The 13,661-nt window shown below is 41.0% G+C and carries 18 protein-coding genes; all 18 read left to right on the top strand.

What is annotated here, in order from left to right; translation table 11 throughout:
* On the top strand, positions 1–461 hold a 461-nt coding region (locus tag M1G05_RS09355), incomplete at its 5' end, for a hypothetical protein (protein ID WP_247953620.1).
* A gap of 6 nt (positions 462–467) precedes the next feature.
* Entirely contained in the window at positions 468–788 is a 321-nt protein-coding gene (locus M1G05_RS09360; protein ID WP_247953621.1) for a hypothetical protein, read from the top strand.
* Between the two features lie 5 nt (positions 789–793).
* A complete protein-coding gene (locus tag M1G05_RS09365; RefSeq protein ID WP_247953622.1) occupies positions 794–1,510 on the top strand; it encodes a hypothetical protein in 717 nt (238 codons plus the stop codon).
* A 15-nt stretch (positions 1,511–1,525) separates the two neighbouring features.
* Positions 1,526–1,783 (top strand): phage holin, encoded by a 258-nt coding sequence (locus tag M1G05_RS09370; RefSeq protein WP_247953623.1) that lies wholly within the window; start codon positions 1,526–1,528, stop codon positions 1,781–1,783.
* A gap of 3 nt (positions 1,784–1,786) precedes the next feature.
* The gene (locus tag M1G05_RS09375; protein WP_247953624.1) at positions 1,787–2,674 is read left to right on the top strand and encodes a peptidoglycan amidohydrolase family protein; all 888 of its coding nucleotides are present in this window, start codon (positions 1,787–1,789) and stop codon (positions 2,672–2,674) included.
* A 473-nt stretch (positions 2,675–3,147) separates the two neighbouring features.
* Entirely contained in the window at positions 3,148–4,290 is a 1,143-nt protein-coding gene (gene tgt / locus M1G05_RS09380; RefSeq protein ID WP_001285237.1) for a tRNA guanosine(34) transglycosylase Tgt, read from the top strand.
* Positions 4,291–4,390: 100 nt separating this feature from the next.
* Positions 4,391–6,208, top strand: a complete 1,818-nt coding sequence (locus M1G05_RS09385) for an acyltransferase family protein (RefSeq protein ID WP_247953625.1) — start codon at positions 4,391–4,393, stop codon at positions 6,206–6,208.
* Positions 6,209–6,359: 151 nt separating this feature from the next.
* Positions 6,360–7,511, top strand: coding sequence for an N-acetylglucosamine-6-phosphate deacetylase (gene nagA, locus M1G05_RS09390; protein ID WP_001134550.1), 1,152 nt, complete (start codon positions 6,360–6,362; stop codon positions 7,509–7,511).
* A gap of 168 nt (positions 7,512–7,679) precedes the next feature.
* Entirely contained in the window at positions 7,680–8,738 is a 1,059-nt protein-coding gene (locus M1G05_RS09395; protein ID WP_045610985.1) for a zinc-dependent alcohol dehydrogenase family protein, read from the top strand.
* Positions 8,739–8,887: 149 nt separating this feature from the next.
* The gene (locus M1G05_RS09400; protein WP_000286405.1) at positions 8,888–9,253 is read left to right on the top strand and encodes a DUF1033 family protein; all 366 of its coding nucleotides are present in this window, start codon (positions 8,888–8,890) and stop codon (positions 9,251–9,253) included.
* 75 nt (positions 9,254–9,328) lie between these two features.
* Positions 9,329–10,270 carry a competence type IV pilus ATPase ComGA gene (gene comGA / locus M1G05_RS09405; protein WP_070479592.1) on the top strand — a complete coding sequence of 314 codons (942 nt, stop codon included), beginning with the start codon at positions 9,329–9,331 and terminating at the stop codon, positions 10,268–10,270.
* Positions 10,218–11,234 carry a competence type IV pilus assembly protein ComGB gene (comGB, locus tag M1G05_RS09410; RefSeq protein ID WP_083279228.1) on the top strand — a complete coding sequence of 339 codons (1,017 nt, stop codon included), beginning with the start codon at positions 10,218–10,220 and terminating at the stop codon, positions 11,232–11,234. Before comGA ends, comGB begins: the two co-directional genes overlap by 53 nt.
* A 1-nt stretch (position 11,235) precedes the next feature.
* Positions 11,236–11,562, top strand: a complete 327-nt coding sequence (gene comGC, locus M1G05_RS09415; protein ID WP_201058645.1) for a comG operon protein ComGC — start codon at positions 11,236–11,238, stop codon at positions 11,560–11,562.
* Complete coding sequence (gene comGD / locus M1G05_RS09420; RefSeq protein WP_070478461.1) at positions 11,555–11,959, top strand: competence type IV pilus minor pilin ComGD; 405 nt, start codon at positions 11,555–11,557, stop codon at positions 11,957–11,959. The genes comGC and comGD overlap by 8 nt, the downstream gene beginning before the upstream one ends.
* Positions 11,922–12,224, top strand: coding sequence for a competence type IV pilus minor pilin ComGE (comGE, locus tag M1G05_RS09425; RefSeq protein ID WP_071478895.1), 303 nt, complete (start codon positions 11,922–11,924; stop codon positions 12,222–12,224). Before comGD ends, comGE begins: the two co-directional genes overlap by 38 nt.
* A complete protein-coding gene (gene comGF / locus M1G05_RS09430) occupies positions 12,187–12,648 on the top strand; it encodes a competence type IV pilus minor pilin ComGF (RefSeq protein ID WP_247953626.1) in 462 nt (153 codons plus the stop codon). The genes comGE and comGF overlap by 38 nt, the downstream gene beginning before the upstream one ends.
* Positions 12,626–13,039, top strand: a complete 414-nt coding sequence (gene comGG, locus M1G05_RS09435; RefSeq protein ID WP_247953627.1) for a competence type IV pilus minor pilin ComGG — start codon at positions 12,626–12,628, stop codon at positions 13,037–13,039. The genes comGF and comGG overlap by 23 nt, the downstream gene beginning before the upstream one ends.
* A gap of 32 nt (positions 13,040–13,071) precedes the next feature.
* A complete protein-coding gene (locus M1G05_RS09440) occupies positions 13,072–13,659 on the top strand; it encodes a class I SAM-dependent methyltransferase (RefSeq protein ID WP_247953628.1) in 588 nt (195 codons plus the stop codon).
* Positions 13,660–13,661 lie beyond the last annotated feature (2 nt).

Raw genomic sequence — 13,661 nt, forward strand, 5'->3', positions numbered from 1 at the left:
ATACGACCAATCTTGCTCAATTTGATGGCGGTTACCTCATTAAACAGGGTGATGTAGCTTCTACATTTGGATTTGTCCTCTTAGACGAAGATTATCGAGCCGTCCCCTCTCTTAATGGGGAGGTGGCGGTCGTTAGTCTGACCATGGGCAAGTACCAATGGAAGAAGAAGGTAGTTGTCACGAACTCAAGCGTGAAATTTAATCTGGACACTATCTTGCCAATCGGTAAATACCGCTTAGAGATTAGCGCTGGTGGGTATATTTTCCCGAGTGACAAAGAAACCCACATCAAGATAGTAGCTTCAGATAAGGAATTGGTCACAGAGGAAGTCCATGCTCTCAAGGAGCTGGATATCGCAGAAGAAGTAAAAAAACAGCTTGCAGAAAGACCTGCAAGCGAAGGTGGAGCATGTCAGGAAATCCCTGACTTACTCATGTACTATAATCTTGGAAAGGTATAGAAAATTATGGATACAAGTAAATTGATTGCATTTGCTCAAGCATTAGGAGCGGATAACAAGACAATGAAGCAGTTGGTCGATACGAAGATTGACAATGCTACTTTAATGCAAGCCATTGAACAAGCTAAAACCGCAGTGAAAGCTGAGATTTTAGGTGATGGAGTGCCTGAAAATCTTGATACGCTTAAAGAGATTGCTACGATGATCGCAGGCATGAGTGGTGATACTGAAGGTGCAGTCGTTCAAAAATTGGCTGACCTCGGCCGTCGTATTGACGAGTTTGCCAATGTTGACCTGTTAGCAACGTATAATGCAGCGAAAGCGTGATTGCCATGAGCAATTTAGAGGAATTTGCTCAAGCGGTCGGTCGGGATGTTAAAACTCTGAATCAAAAGCCTGAACCAAGGCTGACATTGACAGGCAATACCCTCGGCATCGCTGGGGGTAATAATGTCACTCTACCGCTACCAGATAACGTAGGACAGGAAATCCGTGGTACAGGCTCACCAGAAGGCCGTATCACTGCCGAAATCGGAACAACCTATGTAGATGTCAACGTGACAAACGGTGCTCTCAAGTGGATTAAAGAGAGCGGAAATGGTAATACTGGCTGGCGTGTACTGATTGGTGATACTGGCTGGAGAACGTTAAACAGTGTCTCTAGAGCAGGCAACTCGTTCATTAAAATCAGACGAGTAAACAATCTTGTCACTTACCAGTTCGGAGGTCTTCAATGGGGTTGGTTTGGAGTAGGTAGACGAGGTGGACCTGGATTTGTAAGACACAACAGCAGTGGAGACAAAGGGGCTAAACTTACTTATCCTAACGGTATTCCCGAAGGTTTTAGAAGCGAAAATTCGCTTGTAGGACCAACTTATGACGATAAGGGTAGACCTTATGGAATTTGGTATTTAGGCGGTAAATCTGATTTAAATTTCATCCAATTCACGTTTAACGAAGACATCCCAACTAACAAAGATATTGGAGATATCCGTGTAAGTGCCATCTCATACTTGACAGATGAGCCTTGGCCTACGAAATTACCATAACAGAAAGGAAACAATATGATTAACTGGAAACTACGACTACAAAATAAATACTTTTGGTTGACTGCAATCCCAGCCTTCTTGCTTGTCTTGCAAGCAAGTGCAGCAGTCTTTGGATATCATCTGGATTTGGGTGATATCGGCAACAAGCTGATTTTGTTTGTCAATGCGGTATTCGTGTTCTTGACTGCTATCGGTCTGGTCAATGACCCAACGACTAGCGGAATCACAGACAGTACACGAGCGCTAGACTATGAGAAACCAAGTGAGGAGTAATATATGACGATAGATATTGATACGGCTATTGGCTGGATGAAGAATCGAGAAGGCAAGGTGTCTTATTCGATGGATGATAGAGACGGACCTGATTCTTACGACTGCTCTAGTTCGATTTACTACTCTCTCATGAGTGCTGGGGCAGTTTCAGCAGGTTGGGCGGTAAATACTGAATACGAACACGACTGGCTGATTAAGAACGGGTATGAACTCATTGCTGAGAACACACCTTGGGATGCTCAACGTGGAGATATCTTCATCTGGGGACGTAAAGGATATTCTAGTGGTGCTGGTGGACATACGGGTATGTTTGTGGATGAGAACAACATTATCCACTGTAACTATCGCTATGATGGTATTACGGTCAACGACCACGACGATATCTGGCTATACGCTGGACGTCCTTACTATTATGTTTATCGTTTAGCGAACGCAGACGCACAACCTGCAGAAGTTAAACGAGGCTGGCAGAAAAACGATACTGGCTACTGGTACGTACACTCAGACGACTCTTATCCAAAAGACAAGTTTGAAAAGATTGACGGAACCTGGTATTACTTCGACGGCTCAGGCTATATGCTCGCAGAACGCTGGTATGAGCACTCAGACGGAAATTGGTACTGGCTCGATAACTCAGGCGCTATGGCTGTTGGTTGGAAGAAGATTGCTGATAAGTGGTACTATTTCGACGTAGAAGGTGCCATGAAGACAGGATGGGTTAAGTACAAGGACACATGGTACTATCTTGATAGCAAGAACGGCGACATGGTATCAAATGCCTTTATTCAATCGGCTGATAAAAAAGGTTGGTACCACCTTAAAGCAGACGGAACAATGGCAGATAAGCCAGAGTTCACAGTTGAGCCAGACGGCTTAATTACTACAAAATAAAACGAAAGGAAACTTTCTAAAATGTTCTTTCACCGCAAGCTCAGGCTTGCGGTTTTTTGTTTGCTTAAAAATGGATTTAAAATCCAAGAAATGTAAATCGAATAAACGGATTTCAAATCCGTAAAATCATCTGATTGGGGGAGTAGTGGTTTTGTAAAAAATAAAAACAGTGAAATTACTCACTGATCCTTTTGTAAACTATTAGAATTAAATTGCAACCTTCTCAACTATACGGGCAAAAGTGAATACGACGATGAATACGATTTAAAAAAATAACGACAATTGACAGAAATGATTTAAAAGAAAAATAAGTGAAAACTCAACTATCAACAAGCAATGGAAAGTACTTGTAAACACAAATTCTTTATACCATAGTTCGTGACAGTTCCTACTTTTTTTGATAAAATCATACAGTATGCCCTTGGGCACAAAGTATGAACTGGGACTGTCTTTCCCAGCTTCGGAGGTAAAAAATGTCAGATTCACCAATCAAATATCGTTTGATTAAGAAAGAAAAACATACAGGAGCTCGTCTGGGAGAAATCATCACTCCCCACGGTACCTTCCCAACACCTATGTTTATGCCAGTTGGGACACAAGCCACTGTCAAAACTCAGTCGCCTGAAGAATTGAAGGAGATGGGTTCGGGAATTATCCTGTCAAACACCTATCATCTCTGGCTTCGTCCTGGGGATGAACTCATCGCACGCGCTGGTGGTCTCCACAAGTTCATGAATTGGGACCAGCCTATTTTGACAGATAGTGGTGGTTTTCAGGTTTATTCCTTAGCAGATAGCCGCAATATCACAGAAGAAGGGGTAACCTTTAAAAACCATCTCAATGGTTCTAAGATGTTCCTATCCCCAGAAAAAGCCATTTCTATTCAGAATAATTTGGGATCAGACATCATGATGTCCTTTGATGAATGTCCCCAGTTTTATCAACCTTATGACTACGTTAAGAAATCAATCGAGCGTACCAGCCGTTGGGCTGAGCGTGGTTTGAAGGCTCACCGTCGTCCACATGACCAAGGTTTGTTTGGGATTGTGCAGGGGGCAGGATTTGAAGACCTGCGTCGCCAATCAGCTCATGACCTTGTCAGCATGGATTTCCCAGGATACTCTATCGGTGGCTTAGCAGTGGGAGAAACCCACGAAGAGATGAATGCGGTCTTGGACTTTACAACTCAACTGCTACCTGAAAATAAACCTCGTTATCTGATGGGTGTGGGAGCGCCAGATAGCTTGATTGATGGGGTGATTCGTGGGGTGGATATGTTTGACTGTGTCTTGCCGACTCGTATCGCTCGTAACGGAACTTGTATGACCAGTCAAGGTCGTTTGGTTGTCAAAAATGCTCAGTTTGCTGAGGACTTTACACCACTGGATCCTGAATGTGATTGCTACACATGTAAGAACTATACACGCGCTTATCTTCGTCACCTGCTCAAGGCTGATGAAACCTTTGGTATCCGCTTGACTAGCTACCACAATCTTTACTTCTTGCTTAACCTGATGAAACAAGTGCGACAAGCCATCATGGATGACAATCTCTTGGAATTCCGTGAGTATTTTGTTGAAAAATATGGCTATAATAAATCAGGTCGTAATTTCTAAAATGGAATTGATATAAGCTAAAAATCCTAAGTTTTCTCTTGGGATTTTTCTTCTTTTTTTGATAGAATAAAGTGTATAATGAAAGGGAGAATAAACTCGTATGCGCATTAAATGGTTTTCCTTGATTAGGATTACAGGTTTACTACTGGTACTCTTGTATCATTTCTTTCAGACTATCTTTCCTGGAGGATTTTTCGGGGTAGATGTCTTTTTCACATTTTCAGGTTTCCTGATTACGGCTCTACTTTTAGAAGAGTTTGGCAAGAAATATCAGATTGATTTACGGGGCTTTTTTAAGAGACGCTTTTATCGGATTGTGCCACCTGTGGTTTTGATGGTCTTGGTAACCATGCCCTTTACCTTTCTAGTTCGCCAAGATTATGTGGCTGGAATTGGTAGTCAAATTGCAGGTGTTTTAGGATTCATGACCAACTTCTATGAACTCCTAACAGGTGGAAGTTATGAATCTCAGTTCATTCCTCATTTGTTTGTTCATAATTGGAGTTTGGCCGTTGAGGTTCACTACTATATTCTCTGGGGCTTGGCAGTTTGGTTATTATCCAAACAGGCTAAATCAAATGGTCAATTGAAGGGAATGGTCTTTCTTTTGTCTGTTGCTGCCTTCTTGATTAGTTTCTTCTCCATGTTTATTGGTAGTTTTCTAGTAACCTCTTATTCCTCTGTTTACTTCTCCAGTTTAACTCATGTCTATCCATTCTTTTTAGGAAGTATCTTAGCAACGATTGTAGGTGTTCGAGAGACAACTTCCTTAGTTAAGCAGTTGGATAAAATCTGGGATTTACGCAAGACCTTGTTGGTTTTTGTAGGAGGTTTTGGCTTCTTACTCATTTTGACCTTCTTTGTCAAATTTACCTATCTCTTTGCCTATCTTATGGGCTTCTTGCTTGCCAGCCTTGCAGCCATTGCTATGATTCTGGCGGCGCGTGTCTTACATGAAAAGACTCCTAACGTGCAGGAGCCAAAGATTATCAGCTTTTTAGCGGATACTAGCTATGCGGTTTATCTTTTCCATTGGCCTTTCTACATTATTTTCTCACAGTTGACATCAAATCTTCTTGCTGTGTTATTAACTTTGATTTTTTCTTATGGATTCGCCAGTCTTTCATTTTATGTATTGGAACCTTGGATTGCAGGAAAGGACACACCTATTATACAAACCCTTCGTCCTCTTCCTCATATTCACACAATACTTGCAGCAAGTACTGGAATTTTGGCCTTCATTGTCTTCTTAGTAACTCTGTTGGCACCACAAGTGGGAGCTTTTGAGACAGACTTAACTGTCAATGGCTTGAAGCAAGCTGCAACAAATATTAGCCAGACCAAGGTGATGACAGAACGAGCAGAAGCTGATAGTTTAGGAATTGCTGATGGCACTATGCTAATTGGTGATTCGGTAGCACTAAGAGCTAATACAGCTTTGCAGACAGCCCTTTCTGGAGCACAGATTAACGCACAGGTCAGCAGAACAACCAAGACCGCCAACGAAATCATGCTCAATAATAGCCAGAATAAATTTCTACCAAAGATGGTGGTTATTGCAACTGGGGTAAATAATCCTGAAAATTACAAGGAAGATTGGGATAGCATCGTGAAAAATCTTCCTAAGGGGCACCATATGGTTTTGGTGACTCCTTATGAGGGGGATAAGACAAAAGAGACCTATGCAATCGTTGAGAAGGCGGCTGCCTATATGAGAGAATTGGCAGAGAAGACTCCTTACATCACGATAGCAGATTGGAATCAAGCTGCTAAGGAACATCCAGAAATTTGGACTGGGACAGACCAAGTCCATTTTGGAAGTGACAATAGTAAAATTGAAGCAGGAGCTAAATTGTATGCAGATACCATTGCTGCAGCCTTGCAAACAGCTCAAGACAAGCCGGTCAAATCAAAATAACTTGTATTAAAAAGAGAAGAGTTGGAGAAATCCAGCTCTTTTAAAATATATCTAGAAAACAGGTCTATACCATTTACAAATGAATCAGAAAGGTTTATAATGTAATTGACATAATAAATATCAAAAGTAATCTTTTAAGGAGGTCATTATTATGCCTAATTACGTTAAAGCGGATCAGTTTTTCTATCCATTTGGCATTCGTCGCGGTGGGTACTTAGAACTTGTTGATGGCAAATTTGGGAAACATGTGGATCAAATTCCTGAAGGAGCAGAGGTTCTTGACTATACTGGTTATAGCATTGCACCAGGTCTTGTGGATACTCATATTCATGGATATGCAGGTGTAGATGTGATGGACAACAACATTGAGGGTACATTGCATACTATGAGTGAAGGACTTCTTAGTACCGGTGTTACCAGTTTCTTGCCCACAACTTTAACAGCCACTTATGAGCAATTGCTTGCAGTCACTGAAAATCTTGGAAACCATTATAAAGAAGCAACAGGTGCTAAGATTCGTGGGATTTATTATGAAGGTCCATATTTCACAGAAACTTTTAAGGGGGCACAAAATCCAACTTATATGAGAGACCCGGGTGTTGAGGAGTTTCATTCTTGGCAGGATGCTGCAAAAGGGATGCTAAATAAAATCGCTATTGCACCAGAACGTGATGGGGTGGAAGATTTTGTACGTACTATTACAGGTGAAGGTGTGACAGTTGCACTTGGACACTCAGATGCGACATTTGAACAAGCTAAGAAGGCAGTTGATGCTGGAGCGAGTGTATGGGTACATGCCTATAATGGGATGCGTGGTTTAACACACCGCGAACTAGGTATGGTAGGAGCTATGTATGAGCTCCCACATACTTACGCAGAATTGATTTGTGATGGTTATCACGTAGATCCAAAAGCTTGTGAGATTTTACTTAAGCAAAAGGGGACAGAAAACATCGCTCTTATTACGGACTGTATGACAGCTGGTGGGCTTGAAGACGGTGACTATATGTTGGGAGAATTCCCTGTTGTAGTAGCAAATGGAACTGCACGTCTCAAATCTACTGGTAATTTGGCAGGTTCTATCCTCAAACTTAAAGATGGTATGAGAAATGTAGTCGAGTGGGGTATTGCAAATCCACACGAAGCGGTCATGATGGCTAGCCTTAACCCAGCAAAATCTGTTAATATTGACGATGTCTGTGGACAAATTCGTGAAGGTTATGATGCAGATTTTATTGTTTTAGACAAAGATTTGGAATTGGTAGCTACGTATCTAGATGGTGTGAAACGTTATCAAGCATAAGAGAGAAGGCAGAAGTTAGTGACTAGCTTCTGCTTTTTTATCTATATTACTTTACCGGTAAATAAAAAAGTTAAAAAAATCACAAAAAATCTTGAACAAACAAATAAAAAGGCTTACAATTATATTATAAATTATAAATAGTACAAATAAAAAAAGGAGGAGTGCTTTATGAAAGCCTATACTTATGTTAAACCAGGACTTGCTTCTTTTGTTGATGTAGACAAACCAGTTATATGCAAGCCAACAGATGCTATTGTGCGTATCGTAAAAACTACTATTTGTGGAACAGACCTCCATATTATCAAAGGGGATGTTCCCGCTTGCCAAAGTGGTACCATTCTTGGTCACGAAGGGATTGGGATTGTTGAAGAAGTTGGAGAAGGAGTTTCTAATTTCAAAAAAGGCGACAAGGTTTTGATTTCTTGTGTCTGTGCCTGTGGTAAATGCTACTACTGTAAAAAAGGAATTTATGCCCACTGTGAAGACGAAGGGGGCTGGATTTTCGGTCACTTGATTGATGGTATGCAGGCGGAGTATCTACGTGTCCCTCATGCTGATAATACTCTTTACCATACTCCAGAAGACTTGTCAGACGAAGCTTTGGTTATGCTATCAGACATTCTGCCTACTGGATATGAAATTGGTGTCTTAAAAGGGAAAGTAGAGCCTGGTTGCAGCGTAGCCATTATTGGTTCAGGTCCAGTTGGTTTAGCAGCTCTTTTGACAGCTCAATTCTATTCACCAGCTAAATTGATTATGGTGGACTTAGACGATAACCGCTTGGAAACTGCTGTATCATTTGGTGCGACTCACAAGGTTAATTCTTCAGACCCTGAAAAAGCCATTAAAGAAATTTATGATTTGACAGATGGCCGTGGTGTAGATGTCGCTATCGAAGCTGTTGGTATTCCTGCAACATTTGATTTCTGTCAAAAGATTATCGGTGTAGACGGAACGGTTGCAAACTGTGGTGTACATGGTAAACCAGTTGAATTCGATTTGGACAAACTTTGGATTCGCAACATCAATGTAACAACTGGTTTGGTATCTACAAATACAACTCCACAATTGTTGAAAGCTCTTGAAAGTCATAAGATTGAACCAGAAAAATTGGTAACTCATTATTTCAAACTCAGTGAAATTGAAAAAGCCTATGAAGTCTTCAGTAAGGCAGCAGACCACCATGCAATCAAGGTCATTATCGAAAACGATATCTCGGAAGCCTAGGTAGTAACAAGATTTTGGAACATAAGCAAATAGAAATTCAGTCATCATAAGATGGCTGGATTTTTTATCTGGAAATTAAGAAATGAGCATATTTCTTTTCTTGTCTGGCGGAATTGGTTATAATATACGGTACAAAGGAATGAATGAATATGTATCGTGTTATAGAAATGTACGGAGATTTTGAACCTTGGTGGTTCTTAGAAGGTTGGGAAGAAGACATTGTAGCAAGTAAGAAATTTGACCAGTATTATGATGCTCTCAAATACTACAAAACTTGCTGGTTTAGATTGGAACAAGAATCCCCTCTTTATAAAAGTAGAAGTGACTTGATGACTATTTTTTGGGATCCAGAAGATCAACGCTGGTGTGATGAATGTGATGAGTATTTACAACAATACCATTCTTTGGCTCTTTTGCAGGATGAGCAGGTTATCCCAGATGAAAAATTACGTCCAGGCTATGAAAAACAAACAGGTAAGGAAAGGCACCGTTCTTGCCGTATGAAATTAAAATAGAGAAAAAGTAACTTTTTGGAGTTGCTTTTTTTATTTTTCCCAATTTTTGCGAATAGTATAGGTGAGGAGGTAAGTATGGTTCAAGAAATTGCACAAGAAATCATTCGTTCGGCTCGGAAAAAAGGGGCACAAGACATTTATTTTGTCCCCAAGTTAGACGCCTATGAGCTTCATATGAGGATAGGAGATGAGCGCTGTAAAATCGGTTCTTATGATTTTGAAAAGTTTGCGGCTGTCATCAGTCACTTTAAGTTTGTGGCGGGTATGAATGTTGGAGAAAAGAGACGTAGTCAACTTGGTTCCTGTGATTATGCCTATGACCAAAAGATGGCGTCTCTACGTCTATCTACTGTAGGCGATTATCGAGGGCAGGAGAGTCTGGTGATCCGCTTGTTGCATGATGAGGAGCAGGACTTGCATTTTTGGTTTCAGGATATTGAAGAATTGGGCAAGCAGTACAGGAAACGGGGACTCTATCTTTTTGCTGGTCCAGTTGGGAGTGGTAAGACGACCTTGATGCACGAATTAGCCAAGTCACTCTTTAAGGGACAACAAGTCATGTCCATTGAAGATCCAGTAGAAATCAAACAGGACGACATGCTTCAGTTGCAGTTGAATGAGGCGATTGGACTAACCTATGAAAATCTGATTAAACTTTCCTTGCGTCATCGACCTGACCTCTTGATTATCGGAGAAATTCGGGACAGCGAGACGGCGCGTGCAGTGGTCAGAGCTAGTTTGACAGGGGCGACAGTCTTTTCAACCATTCACGCCAAGAGTATTCGTGGTGTTTATGAGCGCCTGCTGGAGTTGGGCGTGAGTGAGGAGGAATTGGCAGTCGTTCTGCAAGGAGTCTGCTACCAGAGATTAATTGGGGGAGGAGGAATTGTTGATTTTGCAAACAAAGACTATCAAGAACATCAAGCAGACAAATGGAATGAGCAAATTGACCAGCTTCTTAAAGATGGACATATCACAAGTCTTCAGGCTGAAACGGAAAAAATTAGCTACAGCTAAGCAAAAAAATATCATCACCTTGTTTAACAATCTCTTTTCCAGCGGTTTTCATTTGGTGGAGACCATCTCCTTTTTAGATAGGAGTGCTCTACTGGACAAGCAGTGTGTGAACCAGATGCGTTCGGGTTTGTCTCAGGGGAAATCATTCTCAGAAATGATGGAAAGTTTGGGCTTTTCAAGCGCCATTGTCATTCAATTATCTCTAGCTGAAGTTCATGGGAATCTCCACCTGAGTTTGGGAAAGATAGAAGAGTATCTAGACAATCTGGCCAAGGTCAAGAAAAAGTTAATTGAAGTAGCGACCTATCCCTTGATTTTGCTGGGGTTTCTTCTCTTAATCATGCTGGGGTTACGGAACTATCTACTACCACAACTGGATAGTAGCAATATTGCCACCCAAATTATCGGCAATCTGCCACAAATTTTTCTAGGCATGGTAGGGTTTGTTTCTCTACTTACCCTTTTAGCGCTAACTTTTTATAAAAGAAGTTCGAAGATGCGAGTCTTTTCTATCCTGGCACGCCTTCCCTTCTTTGGAATTTTTGTGCAGACCTATTTGACAGCTTATTATGCGCGTGAGTGGGGTAATATGATTTCACAGGGGATGGAGCTGACGCAGATTTTTCAAATCATGCAGGAACAAGGTTCCCAGCTCTTTAAAGAAATCGGTCAAGATCTGTCTCAAGCCCTACAAAATGGTCGCGAATTTTCTCAAGCCATAGCAACCTATCCTTTCTTTAAAAAGGAGTTGAGTCTTATCATCGAGTATGGGGAAGTCAAGTCCAAGCTGGGGAGTGAGTTGGAAATCTACGCGGAAAAGACTTGGGAAGCCTTTTTTACCCGAGTCAACCGCACCATGAACTTAGTACAGCCACTGGTTTTTATCTTTGTGGCTCTGATTATCGTTTTACTTTATGCGGCAATGCTAATGCCCATGTATCAAAATATGGAGGTGAATTTTTAAAATGAAAAAAATGATGACATTCTTGAAAAAAGCTAAGGTTAAAGCTTTCACACTTGTGGAAATGTTGGTGGTCTTGCTCATCATCAGCGTACTTCTCTTACTTTTTGTACCTAATTTGACCAAGCAAAAAGAGGCGGTCAATGACAAAGGAAAAGCTGCTGTTGTTAAGGTGGTAGAAAGCCAGGCAGAGCTTTATAGCTTGGATAAAAATGAAGATGCTAGCCTAAGCAAGTTACAAGCAGATGGGCGAATCACGGAAGAACAGGCTAAAGCTTATAAAGAATACCATGATAAAAACGGAGGAGCTAATCGTAAAGTCAATGATTAAGGCCTTTACCATGTTTGAAAGTCTATTGGTTTTAGGTCTTGTGAGTATCCTTGCCTTGGGCTTGTCCGGCTCTGTCCAGTCCACTTTTGCGGCGGTAGAGGAGCAGATTTTCTTTATGGAGTTTGAAGAACTCTATCGGGAAACCCAAAAACGCAGTGTAGCCAGTCAGCAAAAGACTAGTCTAAACTTAGATGGGCAGACGATTAGTAACGGCAGTCAAAAGTTGACAGTTCCTAAAGGAATTCAGGCACCATCAGGCCAAAGTATCACATTTGACCGAGCTGGTGGAAATAGATCTCTGGCTAAGGTTGAATTTCAGACCAGAAAAGGAGCAATCAGCTATCGATTATATTTAGGAAATGGAAAAATTAAACGCATTAAGGAAACAAAAAATTAGGGCAGTGATTTTACTGGAAGCAGTAGTCGCTTTAGCTATCTTTGCCAGCATTGCAACTCTCCTTTTGGGACAAATTCAGAAAAATAGACAAGAAGAAGCAAAAATCCTGCAAAAGGAAGAAGTTGTGCGTGTAGCTAAGATGGCCCTGCAGACAGGTCAAAATCAGGTAAACATCAACGGAGTTGAGATTCAGGTGTTTTCTAGTGAAAAGGGATTGGAGGTTTATCATGGTTCAGAACAGTTGTTGGCAATCAAAGAACCATAAGGTTAAGGCTTTTACCTTGTTAGAATCCCTTATTGCTCTCGTTGTTATCAGTGGAAGCTTACTCCTCTTTCAAGCCATGAGTCAGCTCCTCATTTCAGAAGTTCGCTACCAGCAGCAAAGTGAGCAAAAAGAGTGGCTCTTGTTTGTGGATCAGCTGGAGGCAGAATTAGACCGTTCGCAGTTCGAAAAAGTGGAAGGCAACCGCATTTATATGAAGCAGGATGGCAAGGAAATTGCGATAGGCAAGTCTAAATCGGACGATTTTCGAAAAACCGATGCCAGTGGACGGGGTTATCAACCTATGGTTTATGGACTCAAATCAGCTCAAATTACAGAGGACAATCAGCTGGTTCGTTTTCGTTTCCAGTTTCAAAAAGGCTTAGAAAGGGAGTTCATCTATCGTGTGGAAAAAGCAAAAAGTTAAGGCAGGAGTCCTTCTCTATGCAGTAACCATAGCAGCTATCTTTAGTCTTTTGTTACAATTTTACTTGAACCGACAAGTCGCCCATTATCAAGACTATGCTTTGAATAAAGAAAAGTTAATCGCTTTTGCTATGGCCAAGCGAACCAAGGATAAGATTGAGCAAGAAAGTGGGGAACAGGTCTTTAATATAGGTCAGGTAAGCTATCAAAACAAGAAAACTGGCTTGGTGACGACGGTTCGTACGCCTAAGAGTCAATATGAGTTCCTATTTCCTTCAGTCAAAATCAAAGAAGAGAAAACGGATAAAAAGGAAAAGGTAGTGACTGATTCAAGTAATCAAGCGGAAAAGAAAAAATCAGAAGAGAAGTCTGAAAAGAAAGAGAATTCCTAGTCAATTCAACTACTTTATGCTAAACTAAAAATATGAAACATGATTTTAACCACAAAGCAGAAACTTTCGATTCCCCTAAAAATATCTTTCTTGCAAACTTGGTTTGTCAAGCAGTTGAGAAACAGATTGATTTTCTATCAGACAAAGAAATTTTGGATTTCGGCGGAGGGACGGGTCTGTTAACCTTGCCCCTAGCCAAGCAGGCTAAATCTGTCACTCTTGTAGACATTTCTGAGAAAATGCTGGAGCAAGCTCGTTTGAAAGCGGAGCAGCAAGACATCAAGAATATCCAGTTTTTGGAACAAGATTTATTGAAAAGTCCCTTGAAGCAAGAGTTTGATCTCATTGTTGTTTGTCGGGTTCTTCATCATATGCCTGATGTGGATGCAGCTCTCTCACTGTTTCATCAACATTTGAGGAAAGATGGACAACTCCTCATTGCTGATTTTACCAAGGCGGAAGCTAACCATCACGGCTTTGAATTGACTGAACTGGAAAAACAGCTAATTGAGAACGGTTTTTCATCTGTGCATAGTCAGATCCTCTATAGCTCTGAAGACTTGTTTAAAGGAAATTACTCAGAACTCTTTTTAACAGTAGCACAAGAATCACTCGCCTAGTC

This window comes from Streptococcus mitis (assembly GCF_023109515.1).
In the GTDB taxonomy this organism is placed as follows: Bacteria; Bacillota; Bacilli; order Lactobacillales; family Streptococcaceae; genus Streptococcus; species Streptococcus mitis_CS.

Excerpts from the sequence above, each read along its gene's own strand:
- M1G05_RS09375 (WP_247953624.1), top strand. The coding sequence starts at position 1,787 with ATGACGATAGATATTGATACGGCTATTGGCTGGATGAAGAATCGAGAA.
- M1G05_RS09365 (WP_247953622.1), top strand. The coding sequence starts at position 794 with ATGAGCAATTTAGAGGAATTTGCTCAAGCGGTCGGTCGGGATGTTAAA.
- tgt (WP_001285237.1), top strand. The coding sequence starts at position 3,148 with ATGTCAGATTCACCAATCAAATATCGTTTGATTAAGAAAGAAAAACAT.
- comGA (WP_070479592.1), top strand. The coding sequence starts at position 9,329 with ATGGTTCAAGAAATTGCACAAGAAATCATTCGTTCGGCTCGGAAAAAA.
- nagA (WP_001134550.1), top strand. The coding sequence starts at position 6,360 with ATGCCTAATTACGTTAAAGCGGATCAGTTTTTCTATCCATTTGGCATT.
- comGF (WP_247953626.1), top strand. The coding sequence starts at position 12,187 with ATGGTTCAGAACAGTTGTTGGCAATCAAAGAACCATAAGGTTAAGGCT.
- M1G05_RS09370 (WP_247953623.1), top strand. The coding sequence starts at position 1,526 with ATGATTAACTGGAAACTACGACTACAAAATAAATACTTTTGGTTGACT.
- M1G05_RS09395 (WP_045610985.1), top strand. The coding sequence starts at position 7,680 with ATGAAAGCCTATACTTATGTTAAACCAGGACTTGCTTCTTTTGTTGAT.
- M1G05_RS09360 (WP_247953621.1), top strand. The coding sequence starts at position 468 with ATGGATACAAGTAAATTGATTGCATTTGCTCAAGCATTAGGAGCGGAT.
- comGB (WP_083279228.1), top strand. The coding sequence starts at position 10,218 with ATGGACATATCACAAGTCTTCAGGCTGAAACGGAAAAAATTAGCTACA.
- comGE (WP_071478895.1), top strand. The coding sequence starts at position 11,922 with ATGGAAAAATTAAACGCATTAAGGAAACAAAAAATTAGGGCAGTGATT.
- comGC (WP_201058645.1), top strand. The coding sequence starts at position 11,236 with ATGAAAAAAATGATGACATTCTTGAAAAAAGCTAAGGTTAAAGCTTTC.
- M1G05_RS09440 (WP_247953628.1), top strand. The coding sequence starts at position 13,072 with ATGAAACATGATTTTAACCACAAAGCAGAAACTTTCGATTCCCCTAAA.
- M1G05_RS09385 (WP_247953625.1), top strand. The coding sequence starts at position 4,391 with ATGCGCATTAAATGGTTTTCCTTGATTAGGATTACAGGTTTACTACTG.
- comGD (WP_070478461.1), top strand. The coding sequence starts at position 11,555 with ATGATTAAGGCCTTTACCATGTTTGAAAGTCTATTGGTTTTAGGTCTT.
- M1G05_RS09400 (WP_000286405.1), top strand. The coding sequence starts at position 8,888 with ATGTATCGTGTTATAGAAATGTACGGAGATTTTGAACCTTGGTGGTTC.